We start from the raw sequence: 13,261 nt of genomic DNA on the forward strand, positions 1-13,261 counted from the left end.
GCCCGGCTCGCGGGCGACCCCGACCCTACTCCTGCGGCCCAGCGTCGTGCACTGTCCCGTCATCCACTGCCTTGTCATCCACAGTCCCGTCGCGCACTTGTCGCGGCCGCGTGACGAGCAGCACGATCGCCCCGACGACGAGCCCCCAGAAGGCGCTGCCGATACCGAGCACGACGACGCCCGAGGCCACGACGATGAGCGTCACGGCCGCGGTCAGCCGCGTCTCGGGCGCCTCGAACGCGCTCACGAGTCCCGTCGTGAACGCTCCCAGCAGGGCGAGGCCCGCGACCGCGATGATGAGGATCGGCGGGGCTGCGGCAACCAGTGCCGTCGCGACGCCCGCGCCGAGCCCGAGCAGCACGTAGGTGGCGCCGCCCGCGATGGGGGCGACCCAGCGACGGGTCGGGTCGGGGTGCGAGTCGGGGCCCGCCATGAGCGCCGCCGTGAGGGCCGCGAGGTTGACGGCGAAGCCGCCGAACGGAGCGCCCACCGCGGTCGCGAGGCCGCTCCACGCGAGTACGCGCCGCGCGGGCACGGTGCGGTAGCCGAGCGTCGTGAGCACCGCGAAGCCCGGCACGTTCTGCCCCGCCATCGTGACGATGTACAGCGGGATGCCGAGCGACACGATCACGAGCGGGTCGAACGTCGGCATGGTCAGAGTGAGGCCGGGCGCAAGGGTCGCGCCGAGCATCCAGTCGCTGCCCGCCGAGACGACGACGCCGACGATCGCGACGAGCATCGCCGCCGGCACCGCCCACCGCGTCGCCCACCGCACGAGCAGAAGCCACACGACGATGACGGGCGCTGCGAGGAGGGGCTCCTGCAGCACCGCGGTCACGGGCGCGATGCAGATGGGGAACAGGATGCCCGCGAGCATCGCGCCCGCGAGCGGCATCGGGATGCGCGTCATCGCGCGACCCAGCCAGCCCCACAGGCCGCTGACGAGGATGAGCAGTCCGCACACGATGAACGCGCCGATCGCGGCGCCGTACGAGCCCGTCGAGCCCTCCGCCGCGACGAGCAGTGCGGCGCCGGGCGTCGACCAGGCGAAGCTCAGCGGCAGGCGCGAGCGCCACGACAGCAGACCCGCGAGGAGCGCCTGCGCGATACACAGGGCGAGCAGGCCGCTCGCCGCCTCCTCGGGGCTCGCCCCGACCGCGAGCAACCCTGCGACGACGAGCGCGAACGAGCTCGCGAACCCCGTGAGCGCGCCGATGACCCCGGCGATGATCGGCTGCAGCACGCGTTCAGCCTAGGGGCGTGGCACCCTCACTCCGTGAACACGGCGCGCAGGCGCGGCCAGGAGTCGGCCCGCACGTAGACGGGCACCTCGTCCCACGGCACCTCGGTCGTGTGGGTCGCGCCGCCGGTGACCTGCTCGCCGCTGAACGCGTGCACCCACTCCCCCGCGGGCAGCGTCGCGGTGTGCGCCGTCGCACCCTCCTCGGTGACCGGCGAGACGAGGATGTCGCGGCCGAGCATCCACTGCAGCGGTGCACTCCACAGCCGATCGTCGTCGGGCCAGTCGAAGAACAACGGCCGCATGAGCGACGTGCCCGAGCCGATGGCCCACGCCGCCTCGACCGAGAGGTACGGCACGAGGCGCTCGCGCAGCTGCACGAGCCGGCGAACGCCCGGCAGCACACGATCGTCGCGCGTGCGCTCGGCGATGTTCCACGGCGTGCGGTCGCGGCTCGGGCTGCGGTGGTGGTTGAACTCCGAGTGGTACTGCATGATCGGCACGAAGGCCGCCGCGGCCATCGAGCGCAGGTACAGCTCGGCGGTCGGGATCTCGCCGCTGAACCCCGCGACATCCCACCCCCAGTAGAGGACGCCGCTCGCCGTCGCGCTCAGCCCCGCGAAGAGCGACCAGCGGAACGCCTCCCACGTGGAGTTCTCGTCGCCCGCCCAGAACGCGCCGTGCGCCTGCGAGCCGGTGAAGCCCGCACGCGAGAACGTCACGGGCGCCTTGCCGCAGCGCCGCAGCAGATCGCCGTAGGCCTTCGCATAGGCGACGGGGAAGGTGTTGTTGCCCTCGTCGCCGCGGCGCCCGTCGAGGTACTGCAGCTCACGGCCCCACGCATGCTCTCCGCCGTCGGTCTTGAACCCGTCGACGCCGAGCTCGTCGACGAGGTACCGGCGCTTCTCCGTCCACCACTCGGCCGCGCGCTCGTCGGTGAGGTCGGGCATGAGCCCGAGCGGGAACCACCAGCCGCGGTTGCGGTACGGCCGCAGTCGTCCGTCGGGCCCTGGCTCGCGGATGAGCACACCCTCGGCCTTCGCGACGTCGGCGTCGTGCCGCAGCTGACCGCGCGGGTGGGGCCGCATCTTGAGCAGCGGAATCTGCCACAGCACGAGCCTGACGTCGCGCTCGTGGAGTTCGTCGACCATGCCCTTCGGGTCGGGCCACGCGCCCTCGGCCGGGAAAGTGAAGTCGGCGAGGCGCATCGGTGCAGCATCCTCGCGCGGCGTGTACTGCGCGTCGCGCCAGATGTGGAACGTGCTCTCATCGCTCCACGCCTCGATGACGATGCTGCCGACCGGAATGTCGTGCTCGCGGTGTGCGTCGGCCTGGCGCATGACCTCGGCCTGCGTATTCCACTCGTTGCCGCTCGCCCACAGCCGCAGCACCCAGTCGGGCAGCTGCTCGGGGCGGCCGACCTCGCCGAGGAACGCGTCGAGCACGGCGTGCGGCGTGCCCGTGTAGGCCGCAAGCTCCAGGGCACGGGATACTGCGCTCGCCTCGTCGACCTCCGCCTCGATCTGCAGGCGGTCACCGGCGGTGGCTCCGACGTCGAACCAGACGCGGCGAGAGGTGCGCACGTGGAAGCCCCAGCCGCGCCCGCCGACGACGTGCGCGAAGGGCATGGGCAGGTAGGTCTTGCGCTCCGCGCCCTGCGACTTGTACTGCTCGAAGACGACCGAGTCGAGCTCGGCGCCGCGGTGGTCGAGTGCGTCGAAGCGCTCCCCGAACCCGGCCACGCGCTCCCCCGGCGCGAGCGCGAGGGCGGCGCGCACGCGCAGCAGCCGCTCGCCGTCGTCGAGCACCTCGACGCTGCCGTGCACGAGGCCCGCGGCGACGTCGGCGGCCACGAGGTCGTCTGGTGCGCTGCGCCAGGCGGCGACGCGCACGGTGAACCAGCGGGTGTGCTGACTGGTCGAAGAGTCACCCGGCCCGCCGACGAAGCGGTAGCGGTAGGCGCGGTGCGGCTCGAGGTCGGTGAGGGTCGCGGAGAATCCGCGGGCGGCGCGCGCGAGTCGCGCCTGCGCGCTCGCGAGGTGCCCGCCGTCGACGGACTGGCCGCGAGACGTCCGCTCGGTGCGGGTCAGAGGGTGCTCATGCACCGTGCCGCCGTCGTCCCACTCCAGCACGACAGCGTCGACCTCGGCGCTCGTGCGCACGCCGAGCGTCAACGGCTCGCCGGCCACGGGGTCGACGGGGTCGCGCTGGTCGGTGTCGACCGAGTACGGGTGGCCGGAGCCGAACGGGGAGTGCCGGATCACGAGGCCCCCTCTCGTGCGTCGGCGGGGCCGTCGACGGTGCCCGCGACACCGAGCTCGACCGCGAGGCGCACGACCATCGCGTGACTCCACAGCAGCGGGGTCGCGACGGGCCCCCAGCGCTCGATCCACTCATGCTCGCGATCGGGGGCGAGAAGGTGGTCGCCGACCTGCTCGGGCAGAAACCCCTCGGCGGTCTCGGTGCGCGCCGCCCACTCGAGCTGCGCGCGAGCGCGGTCGAGGTCGCCCGCGGCCGCGTAGGCGAGCCCGAGCATGCAGCTGAGCAGCGGCCACTGGCCGCCGCCGAAGAACGTGTCGTCCAGGTAGCGGTGCACGCCGCCGTCGACGCTGAGCGCGTCGTCGATCGCGCGAATGCTCACGAGCCCGAGCGTGCTCGTCGCGTCGATGACGCCGAGCGGCGCGATGACGGCGGCGAGCGACGCGTCCACCGCGCTCGCACCGAGCCACTTCGCGAGGTGGCCATCGTGGGTGCCGCGCTCGATCATGAGTGCGCGGCACTCCTCTGCGGTCGTGCGAGCGCGCGCTGCGGTCGCCGCGGGCAGCACGTCTGCGTCGGCGGCGGCCTCGAGACCCGCGACGATGCAGCCGAGGGTCGAGACGTGCACCTCGTCGCGGTGCTCCTCCCACCAGTCGTAGCAGGGGCGGTGGGCCGTCGCGAGCAGGTAGTCGACGCTGAGGCGGATGCCCGACGCCCAGCGCTCGAGGCTCAGACCGTGGCGGCGCGCGTGGGAGACGGCGGCCCACACCCAGGTGCCGTAGCCGTCGGTCTGGAAGTCCCACCAGTCGTCGTCACCCGCGGATCCGTCGAGGGTGAAGCGGGTGGGGAGCATGCGATCGTCGGGCAACGGCGTGCCGGCGGCCTCGGCGGCGACGATCTCGGCCACCTCGCCGGAGCGCTCGGCGAGCATCCTGTCGCACCAGTCGAAGAAGCGCGACGCGGACTCGACGGAGCCCGCCGCCGACATGGCGTCGGCGATGAACGCCCCGTCGCGGAACCAGCTGTAGCCGCGGTACGCCGAGAAGGTGGGGCTCGCCGGGTAGGCGCCGCCGTCGTGCTGCAGCCGCTCGATGAGAGCGACGCTGCGCTGCACCAGATCGGCGAGGTCGACGCCGCGGGGCGTACTGGGGTCGGTGGTGACGTGCGTCATGCGGGAGCCTTCCGGGGCGTGCAGGGGCGGGGCTCCGAGCCCGAGAGAACTCGGAGCCCCGCCTGTGAGGGTGGTACGAACTGACGAGAGCGGCTAGCCGCCGATGACGGCGTTGATGCGCTCCTCCGCGCTCGCGAGGGCGTCAGCGACCGACGTGCGGCCGGCCTGCGCCTCGATGAGCTCCTCCGTGATGATGTCCTGCATCTCCTGCTGCCCGGTCTCGACGAGCGGGGTGAGGGCGATGCCGTCGAGCGAGTCGAACACGGCCTGGCGGTTGGCCGGGTCGCCCTTCTCGAGGTAGACCGCGAGCTGCGCCTCATCGCTGATGGGCGGCAGCTCCCAGCCGGAGTCGAGTCGCACGTCGACCATCGTCTGCGAGGAGGTGAGGAACTCGGCCCACAGCGTGGCCGCCTCGACGTTCTCGGCGTTCGCCGAGACACCCACGGCGTTGGAGAAGACGGCGCTCGCCTGCGTGCCGTTGCCCGGCTCGACCGCGATGTCCCACGCGAAGGGCACGTCGGCGACGGCGCCGAACACCCAGATGCCCGTGTGCATCATGCCCAGCTTGCCCTCGACGAACAGGTTCGTGTCGAAGTCGGGCGAACCCTGGCCCTGCTCGATGGTCGGCATGACGGTGCCGCTCTTCGAGGTGAGCCACTCGGCCGCCTCGATGCCGCCCGGAGTGTTGAACGCCACAGCGGTGCCGTCCTCGTTGAGGAACGACTCGCCGTTCTGCTCGAGCACTTTGTAGTACTCGTAGAACGAGACCGGCTGGTGGCTGCCCCAGATGTCGTCGCCGAGCGCGGTGATCGCCTCAGCGGCGGCCTGCTCGTCAGCCCACGTCCAGTCGGCCGTCGGGTAGTCGAGGCCCGCCTGGTCGAAGAGGTCGGCGTTGTAGTAGAGCACGACGGCCGAGAACGAGCTCGGCAGTCCGTAGCTCACGCCGTCGACCGAGTACGCGTCGATGAGCGACTCGCGGTAGGCCCCGGCGTTCGACACCTCGAGCGGCGCCAGCGCTCCGCTCGCCGCAAGCTGCGGGAAGAAGTCGTAGTTCGTGTCGACGACATCGGCGATCGTGCCGGCCGCGAGATCGGTCTGCAGGGTCGTGAAGTAGTCGGCGTACGGCAGCGTCGTCACGTCGATCGTGATGCCGGGGTTCTCGGCCTCGAACGCCTCGACGATGAGCTCGAGGTTCTCCTCGTTGCCTCCCGCCGAGATGAAGTTGCTGTACGTGACGACGACGTCTCCGTCGCCTTCCGCGGAGGGCTCGGTGGAGCATCCCGCGAGGATGAGTGCTGCCGCGGCGGTGAGCCCGACAGCGGTGAGTGTGCGCTTCATGTGAGTGCTATCTCCTTCGATAGGGGTTGCAGTGGTGCGGGTGGATACGGAATGCCTCGGGGCTCACTTGATCCCCGAGCTGGCGACGCCCTGAATGACGTACTTCTGGGCGAAGATGTAGAGCGCGAGCATTGGGATGATGCTCACGACGGAGCCGGCCATGACGACGTCCCAGGCCGTGGTGTACTGCCCCTGGAGCGCGGCGAGCGCGATGGGCAGGGTCTGCAGCTCGGCGTCGCGCAGCACGATGAGCGGCCACAGGAAGCTGTTCCAGCTGCCCATGAAGGCGAAGATCGTGAGCGTCGCGAGCGCCGGGCGAATGTTCGGAATGATGATCTGCCAGAAGATGCGGAAGTGCCCGGCACCGTCGAGAGTCGCGGCCTCGTCGAGTTCGCGCGGCACCTGGTTGATCGCCTGGCGCAGCAGGAAGATGCCGAACGCGGCGGCGAACGTCGGCAGCAGCGCGCCGAGGTAGGTGTTGATGAGCCCGAAAGCCTTGATCTGCGCGAAGAGCGGCACGACGAGCACCTGCAGTGGAATCATCATGGTCGCGAGGTAGATCGCGAAGACGATGCCGCGGCCGCGGAACGGCAGCCGGCTGAACGCATAGGCGGCGGTCGCGCTCGTGAACAGCTGCGCGATCGTCGTGAGCGTGGCGAGCACGAAGCTGTTGACGACGACGCGCGCGAACGGCCGCTCGGTGAAGAGCGTCTCGTACCCGTTCAGCGAGGGGTTCTCGGGCCACAGGCTCGGCTCGGTCGAGAGGCCGATGCCGTCGGAGACCGAGGTCACGACCGTCCACAGGAACGGGAAGAACATGAGCGCCGCGCCGAGGATCACGACGGCGTGCAGAAGAACCGATCCGAGGGATGCCCGGCGCCGGGCATCCGCGCTCGTACGATCGGTGCTCGCCCCGCGGTCGGGGCGTGGCAGCGTGCGCGACTCAGCCATAGTGCACCCACCTCTTCTGGCCGATGACCTGCACGAGCGTCACGGCGAGGATGACGGCGAAGAGCATCCACGAGAGCGCGGAGGCCTCGCCCGCCTGCCCGTAGCGGAAGGTCAGGTCGTAGATCTGCTGCACGACGACCTGGGTCGAGCCGGCGGGGCCGCCGCCCGTCATCGCGTACACCTGGTCGAAGACCTGGAACCCGTTGATGAGCGAGATGACGACGACGAAGAACGTGCTGGGGCTCAGCATCGGCAGGGTCACGCTCACGAGGCGCCGCCAGGGGCCAGCACCGTCGACCTTCGCCGCGTCGTAGAGGTCGGGGTTGATCGCCTGCAGACCCGCGAGCAGGATGACCATGACGAAGCCGAGGTCCTTCCACGCACTCGCGAGGATGATCGAGGGCATCGCCCACGCCGGGTCGGTCCACCACCCGGGGCCGTCGATGCCGAACCAGGCGAGCACGGCGTTGACGACGCCGTTGGCGGGGTTGAGCAGCCAGCGCCACACGATCGCGACGACGATCCAGCTCGTGACGACGGGGAGGAAGTAGATGCCGCGCCAGAACGCGCGACCCTTGAGGGCACGGTTGAGGGCGAGAGCGAGCAGGAGGCCGCCGACGTAGACGAGCGGCAGGTAGCCGACGATGTAGTAGAGCGTGTGGGCGAAGACTTCACCCGTCTGGCCCTCGCTGACGAGGCGGGCGAAGTTGTCGAGCCCCACCCACTGCATGGGCGTGATGAGGTTCCACTCGTGCAGGCTGATCCACGCCGCGGCGACCATGGGTCCGAGCACGAAGAGGGTCAGGGGAATGGCGCTCGGCAGCAGGAAGGCGAGCACGGTGAGCGCGTAGGTGACGCGGGTGCGGCGCGAGCGAACCGGTCGCCGGATGCCCGCCACGGGTGTGCGCGTGGGCTCGGGGCTGCGGTCGAGCAGGCTCGTCTGCAGGGTCGACGTGCTCACGAATCGGCCTCGGGTGGAGCTGCCTGCTGCACGAGGCGACGGCGCACGAGGTCGCCCTGCTCGCCCATGGAGCCGTCGGCGTCGAACGGGGTCGCCAGCACGAGCGTCGCGGCGCCCTGAGCCCAGCTGTCGTCCTGCCAGCGCTCGACGGCGATCGGCACCCCGCGCCGGGAGGGGATGAGGGCGGCGCGAAAGGCGGGCTCGAAGCCGTAGGACCAGTGGGTCCAGTCGGCGGTGCCCTCGCCGAGCAGGATCACGACCTCGGGGTCGAGCACGTGCACGAGCCCGGCAACGGTGCGGCCGAGCAGGTGGCCTGCCTCGCTGAAGACAGCCGTCGCGCGGTCGTCACCCGAGTCCGCGGCATCCCGCAGCGCCTCGATTCCCGCCGATGCGCCGATGATGCCGCGTTCGCGGGCGATGCGCACGAGTGCGTCCTCGCTGAGGAACGTCTCGAGGCAGCCGTGGTTGCCGCACGAGCACAGGGGCCCGTCGTCGCGCACGGGAGTGTGGCCGACCTCGCCCGCTCCCCCGCGCGACCCGCGCAGGATCACGCCGTCGACGACGATCGCCGCGCCGACACCGGTACCGATCGTGACGACGAGGAAGCTGTCGTGGCGACGACCGAGACCGTAGAGGCGCTCGGCCATGGCGAGGGCGTTGACGTTGTTCTCGACGAGCACGGGCAGGCCGAGTTCACGGCGCAGGCTCTCGCCGATGGGCGCGTGGGTCCAGCCGAGCTGGGTCGAGTCGACGACCCCCTCGCCCTGGCGGTCGACATCCCCCGGCACGCCGACGCCCACGCCGAGGAGCGGGGTGTCTGCACCACCCTCGATGAAGCGGCGCAGCAGCTCGACGAGCTTCGCGAGCATGGTGGTCGCCGAGGCGTCGAAGGGCTCGCTCGCCGTGCGCAGCACGGAGCCGTCGATGCCCACCTCGACGAAGGCGACGTGGTCGGCCGCGACCTTGACTCCGACGGCGCGACCGGCGCTCGCGACGAGCCCGAGCATGCGAGCGGGGCGGCCGCCCTGCGAAGGCTGGTGGGCGAGCTCGCGCAGAAGGCCGTCGGCCAGGAGGTCCTTGGTGAGCTGCGTCATGAGCGCGGGAGAGAGGTTGAGCGCCCGCGCGAGCTCGGCGCGCGACGCGGGGCCGTGAGCACCGAGGTGCGCCAGGATCGCGGAGCGATTGACGTCGGTGCGAGCCATCGGGCGGAGCGCCATTGATTCCCCTTACTTCAGGACTAAACAAACCATAGAATGAAGTACCGAAGCATGTCAAGACGCGCCTCCCTGGCGGCGGCGCGCCTGGTAGCACCACCCCCGACGAAGGAGTCCCTATGACCGCCGGCACCCGCGAGCGCTTCGAGCAGTACCTGTGGACAGTGCGCGACCGTCTGGCTCGCGACGACCGCATCCTCGGGCTCGTCGGCATGGGCTCCACCGCCGAGAGGCACCGGGTCGACGAGTGGAGCGACCACGACCTCGCGCTCGTCGTCGCGAAGGTGCACCTCGGTGCGGGCAAAGCCCGCCGCGGTGAGACGCTTGCCGCGTCGGCGCTCCTCCCGGGTGACGCCGTCACGCACCTGCTCACGGCGGTCGCCACGCTCTCCCATGTCGACAACCGCGCCGACTACCTCGACCCTCGACGCCGCATCGAGCTGACCCGCCCCGACCTGGCAACGTCGCTCACTGACGCGCTCAGACTCGACGAGGTCGCACTCGCGCGCCGCCTGCTCGACCTCGTCGGGTCGCTCGCAGGCGACCGACCCGAGTGTCCCCACGCCGCCCTCGCCGTGCTGCGCGCCCGGCACGGCTGGGGCTAGTCGGCGCGCGGGCAGTCGCACTACGCGGGCACGCGCAGGTCTCGCTCAGGTCGCGTCGCATACTCGCGCCCGCTCGGAGCGCGCCACTGCAGCACGCCGTCGCTCGAGTGCCTGACTGCCCACCGTGTGTGGTGCTTGAGCCGATGATGCGAGGGGCACAGGTGTGCGAGGTTGTCGTGATCGGACCGGCCACCGTGCTGCCAGTCGATCGTATGGTCGAGGTCGGAGGTCGATGCGCCTCGACCGCAGCCGGGGAACCTGCAGGTACCGTCGCGCACCCTCAGCCACAGCTTGAGGTCTGCCGGCACCGTGTAGCGATCGCGACCGACGGAGAGCACCGCCCCCGTCTCGGGATGGGTCAGCAGTCGCGTGAACGAGGGAGCGTGCGCGGCGAGTCGACGGGCAGTCTCGTCGTCGATCGGGCCATAGCCCTCGAGTTCGGCGGGAGCATCGGACGGCGTGCTGCCTGAGCGGTCGAGAAGAGTGAGTACCGGCACAGTCACGAGAATCTGCGCGCGAATACCCTGACCCAGCGCTGTCTCAGCCACGACGCCGTCGATGAGAAGGTCGGCGAACGCGTCGGCGCGCCGCTGCGCGAGGGTGCGACCGTCGCTCACACCGCGGGAAGCCGCGGGCTCGGCGTCATGGGCGGCGAGGCCCTCGCCCGTCTCGAGGGACCGTGCGATGTGCGTGAGCCGTGCGTAGATGCTCTGAGCCTGCTCAGCGGGCAGGTAGGCGGTCAACCAGGCCATGCCGTCGCGCGCGGGCTCCACCGCTACATGCCGTGACTCCACGGCCGCGGTGCGGCGCACCGCGATGGAGTCGGGATGAACCCGTTCGCGGATCACACGGGCGCGCTGCCGAAACCGCTCAGGCGTGCGACTCTCGGCCGCGGTCAGCGCCACGGCCTCGAACTCCGCGCGAACCTCGGCGGGAAGCGACCACGCCTGGTCGATGAGTATCGAGGCGTGACGATACGTGATGCGACCGTCGGCGAGTGCCTGGCGAGTCGCAGGTAGGTCGGCGCGCAGAGTGCGTGCCTGCTCGAGCAGCGTCGTCGCGGTCCGCTCGGAGACACGCAGGGCTGCAGCGAGTTCAGCAGCGGTGGTGCGCCTGGCAACGACCTCAGGACTCCAGCCCGCAGCACCGGTCGATGAGGCACCAGCGCCCTCGACATGGGAGATGACCGCGCTCACGTCTGCAACAAGGGCGGCTCGGCGCTCCGCGATGCGCGCCTCCCGCACCTCCAGCTCGATGAGTTCGTCAAGCAGCGCGTCGAGACGCGAGTCGCTCGCGTTCCGCTCGTCCACCGTCATCGTCATGCCGATAGTCCAGCATCGACCACCGACATTCCCACCCTCGAGACCGGGATCATGCGCGCGCGACCGTGGGCGGGCTCAGTGCACGCAGCACGGCGGCACGCGGCACGGCGGCACGCGGCACGGCGGCACGCGGCACGGCGGCACGCGGCACGGCGGCACGCGGCACGGCGGCTCGGCGCGACCAGGGGCGCGGTCAGCGCGCGGGGTACCAGTGCCGCACGTGCTGGCGGTCGGCGCGGGCCTGCCAGAACTCGACCTCGGTCGGCTGCAGCGCCCATGCGGCCCAGTCGTGGTTGTGGGGCTCGGTCACGGCGGGTCGGGCGGCCCAGTCGGCGGCAGCGACCTCGCTGGGCAGCTCTTCGACCTCGCCGGTCACGCGCACCTGTCGCCCCCGCTGCGGCCAGTAGAAGGTCAACGCGGCGTAGGGGTTGGCCGCCAGGTCGATGCCCTTGCGCGTGGAGCGCGCGCCCGCGAACACCCACTGGCCCTCGCTGAGATCTTTGAGGATGAGCGTGCGCGCCGTGACGTGGCCCGTGGGCCCGGCCGTGGAGAGCGTGCACGCGTGCGGCTGGTGCACGCCGAAGTGCAGTGCCTCGTCGAGCCACTCGAGGAACAGGTCCTCGGCCGAGGCCGGCGCCCGCGTGGGGTCGAAGATCGGCAGGTCGTCGGGAAAGTCGGGTAGGGCCCGCAACCGGTCGCGCAACGAGTCGCTCATGGCGTCAGGGTAGCCGCGCGACCTGCGAGCTACGCGGACTTCTCGCGGCGCTGCGCCGCCCGGCGCGGCACGATCGTCGGCGCCGCGTTCTCCATGACGGCCTCCCGCGTCACGACGACGCGCCCGACCTCGTCGCTCGAGGGCACCTCGAACATGATCGGCCCGAGCACCTCTTCGAGGATCGCGCGCAGACCGCGAGCACCGGTCTGGCGCAGCACGGCGAGGTCGGCGACCGCGTCGAGCGCGTCGGGAGCGAACTCGAGCTCGACGCCGTCGATCTCGAACATGCGCTGGTACTGCCGCACGAGAGCGTTCTTCGGAGCGGTGAGAATCTCGATGAGCGCCGTGCGGTCGAGCGGCGTGACGGTCGTGACGACGGGCAGGCGGCCGATGAACTCGGGGATGAGACCGAACTTGTGCAGGTCCTCCGGCAGAACCTCGCTGAAGAGGTTCTTCTCCTCCGCCTTGTCGTGCAGCGGGGCGCCGAAGCCGATGCCGCGCTTGCCCGCGCGCTGGCTGATGATGTCCTCCAGCCCCGCGAAGGCGCCGGCGACGATGAAGAGAACGTTCGTCGTGTCGATCTGAATGAACTCCTGGTGCGGATGCTTGCGCCCGCCCTGCGGGGGAACGCTCGCGACCGTGCCCTCCAAGATCTTGAGCAGAGCCTGCTGCACACCCTCACCGGAGACATCACGCGTGATCGAGGGGTTCTCGGCCTTGCGGGCGATCTTGTCGACCTCGTCGATGTAGATGATGCCCGTCTCAGCCCGCTTGACGTCGAAGTCGGCGGCCTGCAGGAGCTTGAGGAGGATGTTCTCGACATCCTCACCGACGTAGCCGGCCTCCGTGAGCGCCGTCGCGTCGGCGACGGCGAAGGGAACGTTGAGGCGCTTCGCGAGCGTCTGCGCGAGATAGGTCTTGCCGCAGCCGGTGGGGCCGATGAGCAGGATGTTGCTCTTCGCGATCTCGACCTCGTCGGCGAGCTGGTCGGCCGAGGTGAGCGACTGACCGGCCCGGATGCGCTTGTAGTGGTTGTAGACGGCGACGGAGAGCGAGCGCTTGGCCGCCTCCTGCCCGACAACGTACTCGCCGAGGAAGTCGTAGATCTCACGGGGCTTGGGCAGCTCGAACTCGGCCGCCTCGCTCTCGTTCGACTCGGCGAGACGCTCCTCGATGATCTCGTTGCACAGCTCGACGCACTCGTCGCAGATGTACACGCCGGGGCCGGCGATGAGCTGCTGCACCTGCTTCTGGCTCTTTCCGCAGAAGGAGCACTTGAGCAGGTCGGCGCTTTCTCCGATGCGGGCCACGGGGCCCCCCTTCCGTGCGTACGTGCATCGAGCCTAACCCGCAGCGCCGACGATGTGCGCGCACCTCTCCCCGCCCGGGTGTCGCGCGCCCCGCAGCGGGCCCCGCGCCGACCAGCGCAGTCCCTCCGGAGACCCGACCCGTCGCCACGACTCAGGTCTCCGAATGCTGAGCAGA

11 protein-coding genes are annotated in these 13,261 nt (G+C 70.8%); 1 reads left to right on the top strand and 10 read right to left on the bottom strand.

The window, feature by feature from the left end:
• Positions 1-25: 25 nt before the first annotated feature.
• The 7 genes from HUJ41_RS08415 to HUJ41_RS08445 all read right to left on the bottom strand — a co-directional run bounded on the left by HUJ41_RS08415 (position 26) and on the right by HUJ41_RS08445 (position 9,137).
• A complete protein-coding gene (locus HUJ41_RS08415; protein WP_179872191.1) occupies positions 26-1,243 on the bottom strand; it encodes a benzoate/H(+) symporter BenE family transporter in 1,218 nt (405 codons plus the stop codon).
• Positions 1,244-1,269: 26 nt separating this feature from the next.
• On the bottom strand, positions 1,270-3,504 hold the full coding sequence (locus HUJ41_RS08420) for a glycoside hydrolase family 31 protein (protein WP_179872192.1): 2,235 nt from the start codon (positions 3,502-3,504) through the stop codon (positions 1,270-1,272).
• Positions 3,501-4,670, bottom strand: coding sequence for a glycoside hydrolase family 15 protein (locus HUJ41_RS08425; RefSeq protein WP_179872193.1), 1,170 nt, complete (start codon positions 4,668-4,670; stop codon positions 3,501-3,503). Before HUJ41_RS08425 ends, HUJ41_RS08420 begins: the two co-directional genes overlap by 4 nt.
• 93 nt (positions 4,671-4,763) lie before the next feature.
• Complete coding sequence (locus tag HUJ41_RS08430) at positions 4,764-6,008, bottom strand: ABC transporter substrate-binding protein (protein ID WP_179872194.1); 1,245 nt, start codon at positions 6,006-6,008, stop codon at positions 4,764-4,766.
• 63 nt (positions 6,009-6,071) lie between these two features.
• Positions 6,072-6,959, bottom strand: coding sequence for a carbohydrate ABC transporter permease (locus HUJ41_RS08435; protein WP_179872195.1), 888 nt, complete (start codon positions 6,957-6,959; stop codon positions 6,072-6,074).
• Positions 6,952-7,920 (bottom strand): carbohydrate ABC transporter permease, encoded by a 969-nt coding sequence (locus tag HUJ41_RS08440; protein WP_218925594.1) that lies wholly within the window; start codon positions 7,918-7,920, stop codon positions 6,952-6,954. The genes HUJ41_RS08435 and HUJ41_RS08440 overlap by 8 nt, the downstream gene beginning before the upstream one ends.
• Positions 7,917-9,137: an ROK family transcriptional regulator gene (locus HUJ41_RS08445; RefSeq protein WP_179872196.1), complete on the bottom strand. Its 1,221-nt coding sequence runs from the start codon at positions 9,135-9,137 to the stop codon at positions 7,917-7,919. Before HUJ41_RS08445 ends, HUJ41_RS08440 begins: the two co-directional genes overlap by 4 nt.
• A 116-nt stretch (positions 9,138-9,253) precedes the next feature.
• On the opposite strand from HUJ41_RS08445, the gene HUJ41_RS08450 reads away from it, so the two are divergent.
• On the top strand, positions 9,254-9,739 hold the full coding sequence (locus tag HUJ41_RS08450) for a hypothetical protein (RefSeq protein ID WP_179872197.1): 486 nt from the start codon (positions 9,254-9,256) through the stop codon (positions 9,737-9,739).
• A 20-nt stretch (positions 9,740-9,759) separates the two neighbouring features.
• Here HUJ41_RS08450 and HUJ41_RS08455 read toward each other — a convergent pair whose 3' ends face one another.
• The 3 genes from HUJ41_RS08455 to clpX all read right to left on the bottom strand — a co-directional run bounded on the left by HUJ41_RS08455 (position 9,760) and on the right by clpX (position 13,086).
• A complete protein-coding gene (locus HUJ41_RS08455) occupies positions 9,760-11,061 on the bottom strand; it encodes an HNH endonuclease signature motif containing protein (protein ID WP_179872198.1) in 1,302 nt (433 codons plus the stop codon).
• 193 nt (positions 11,062-11,254) lie between these two features.
• The gene (locus HUJ41_RS08460; RefSeq protein WP_179872199.1) at positions 11,255-11,776 is read right to left on the bottom strand and encodes a pyridoxamine 5'-phosphate oxidase family protein; all 522 of its coding nucleotides are present in this window, start codon (positions 11,774-11,776) and stop codon (positions 11,255-11,257) included.
• A gap of 29 nt (positions 11,777-11,805) precedes the next feature.
• Positions 11,806-13,086 (bottom strand): ATP-dependent Clp protease ATP-binding subunit ClpX, encoded by a 1,281-nt coding sequence (gene clpX, locus HUJ41_RS08465; RefSeq protein WP_179872200.1) that lies wholly within the window; start codon positions 13,084-13,086, stop codon positions 11,806-11,808.
• Positions 13,087-13,261: the final 175 nt, after the last annotated feature.

The sequence above is a fragment of the Microcella indica genome (genome assembly GCF_013414345.1).
In the GTDB taxonomy this organism is placed as follows: domain Bacteria; phylum Actinomycetota; class Actinomycetes; order Actinomycetales; family Microbacteriaceae; genus Microcella; species Microcella indica.

Coding starts and splice junctions, on each gene's coding strand:
- HUJ41_RS08425 (WP_179872193.1), bottom strand. CDS start 4,670: ATGACGCACGTCACCACCGACCCCAGTACGCCCCGCGGCGTCGACCTC.
- HUJ41_RS08430 (WP_179872194.1), bottom strand. CDS start 6,008: ATGAAGCGCACACTCACCGCTGTCGGGCTCACCGCCGCGGCAGCACTC.
- HUJ41_RS08445 (WP_179872196.1), bottom strand. CDS start 9,137: ATGGCGCTCCGCCCGATGGCTCGCACCGACGTCAATCGCTCCGCGATC.
- HUJ41_RS08435 (WP_179872195.1), bottom strand. CDS start 6,959: ATGGCTGAGTCGCGCACGCTGCCACGCCCCGACCGCGGGGCGAGCACC.
- HUJ41_RS08455 (WP_179872198.1), bottom strand. CDS start 11,061: ATGACGATGACGGTGGACGAGCGGAACGCGAGCGACTCGCGTCTCGAC.
- HUJ41_RS08460 (WP_179872199.1), bottom strand. CDS start 11,776: ATGAGCGACTCGTTGCGCGACCGGTTGCGGGCCCTACCCGACTTTCCC.
- HUJ41_RS08450 (WP_179872197.1), top strand. CDS start 9,254: ATGACCGCCGGCACCCGCGAGCGCTTCGAGCAGTACCTGTGGACAGTG.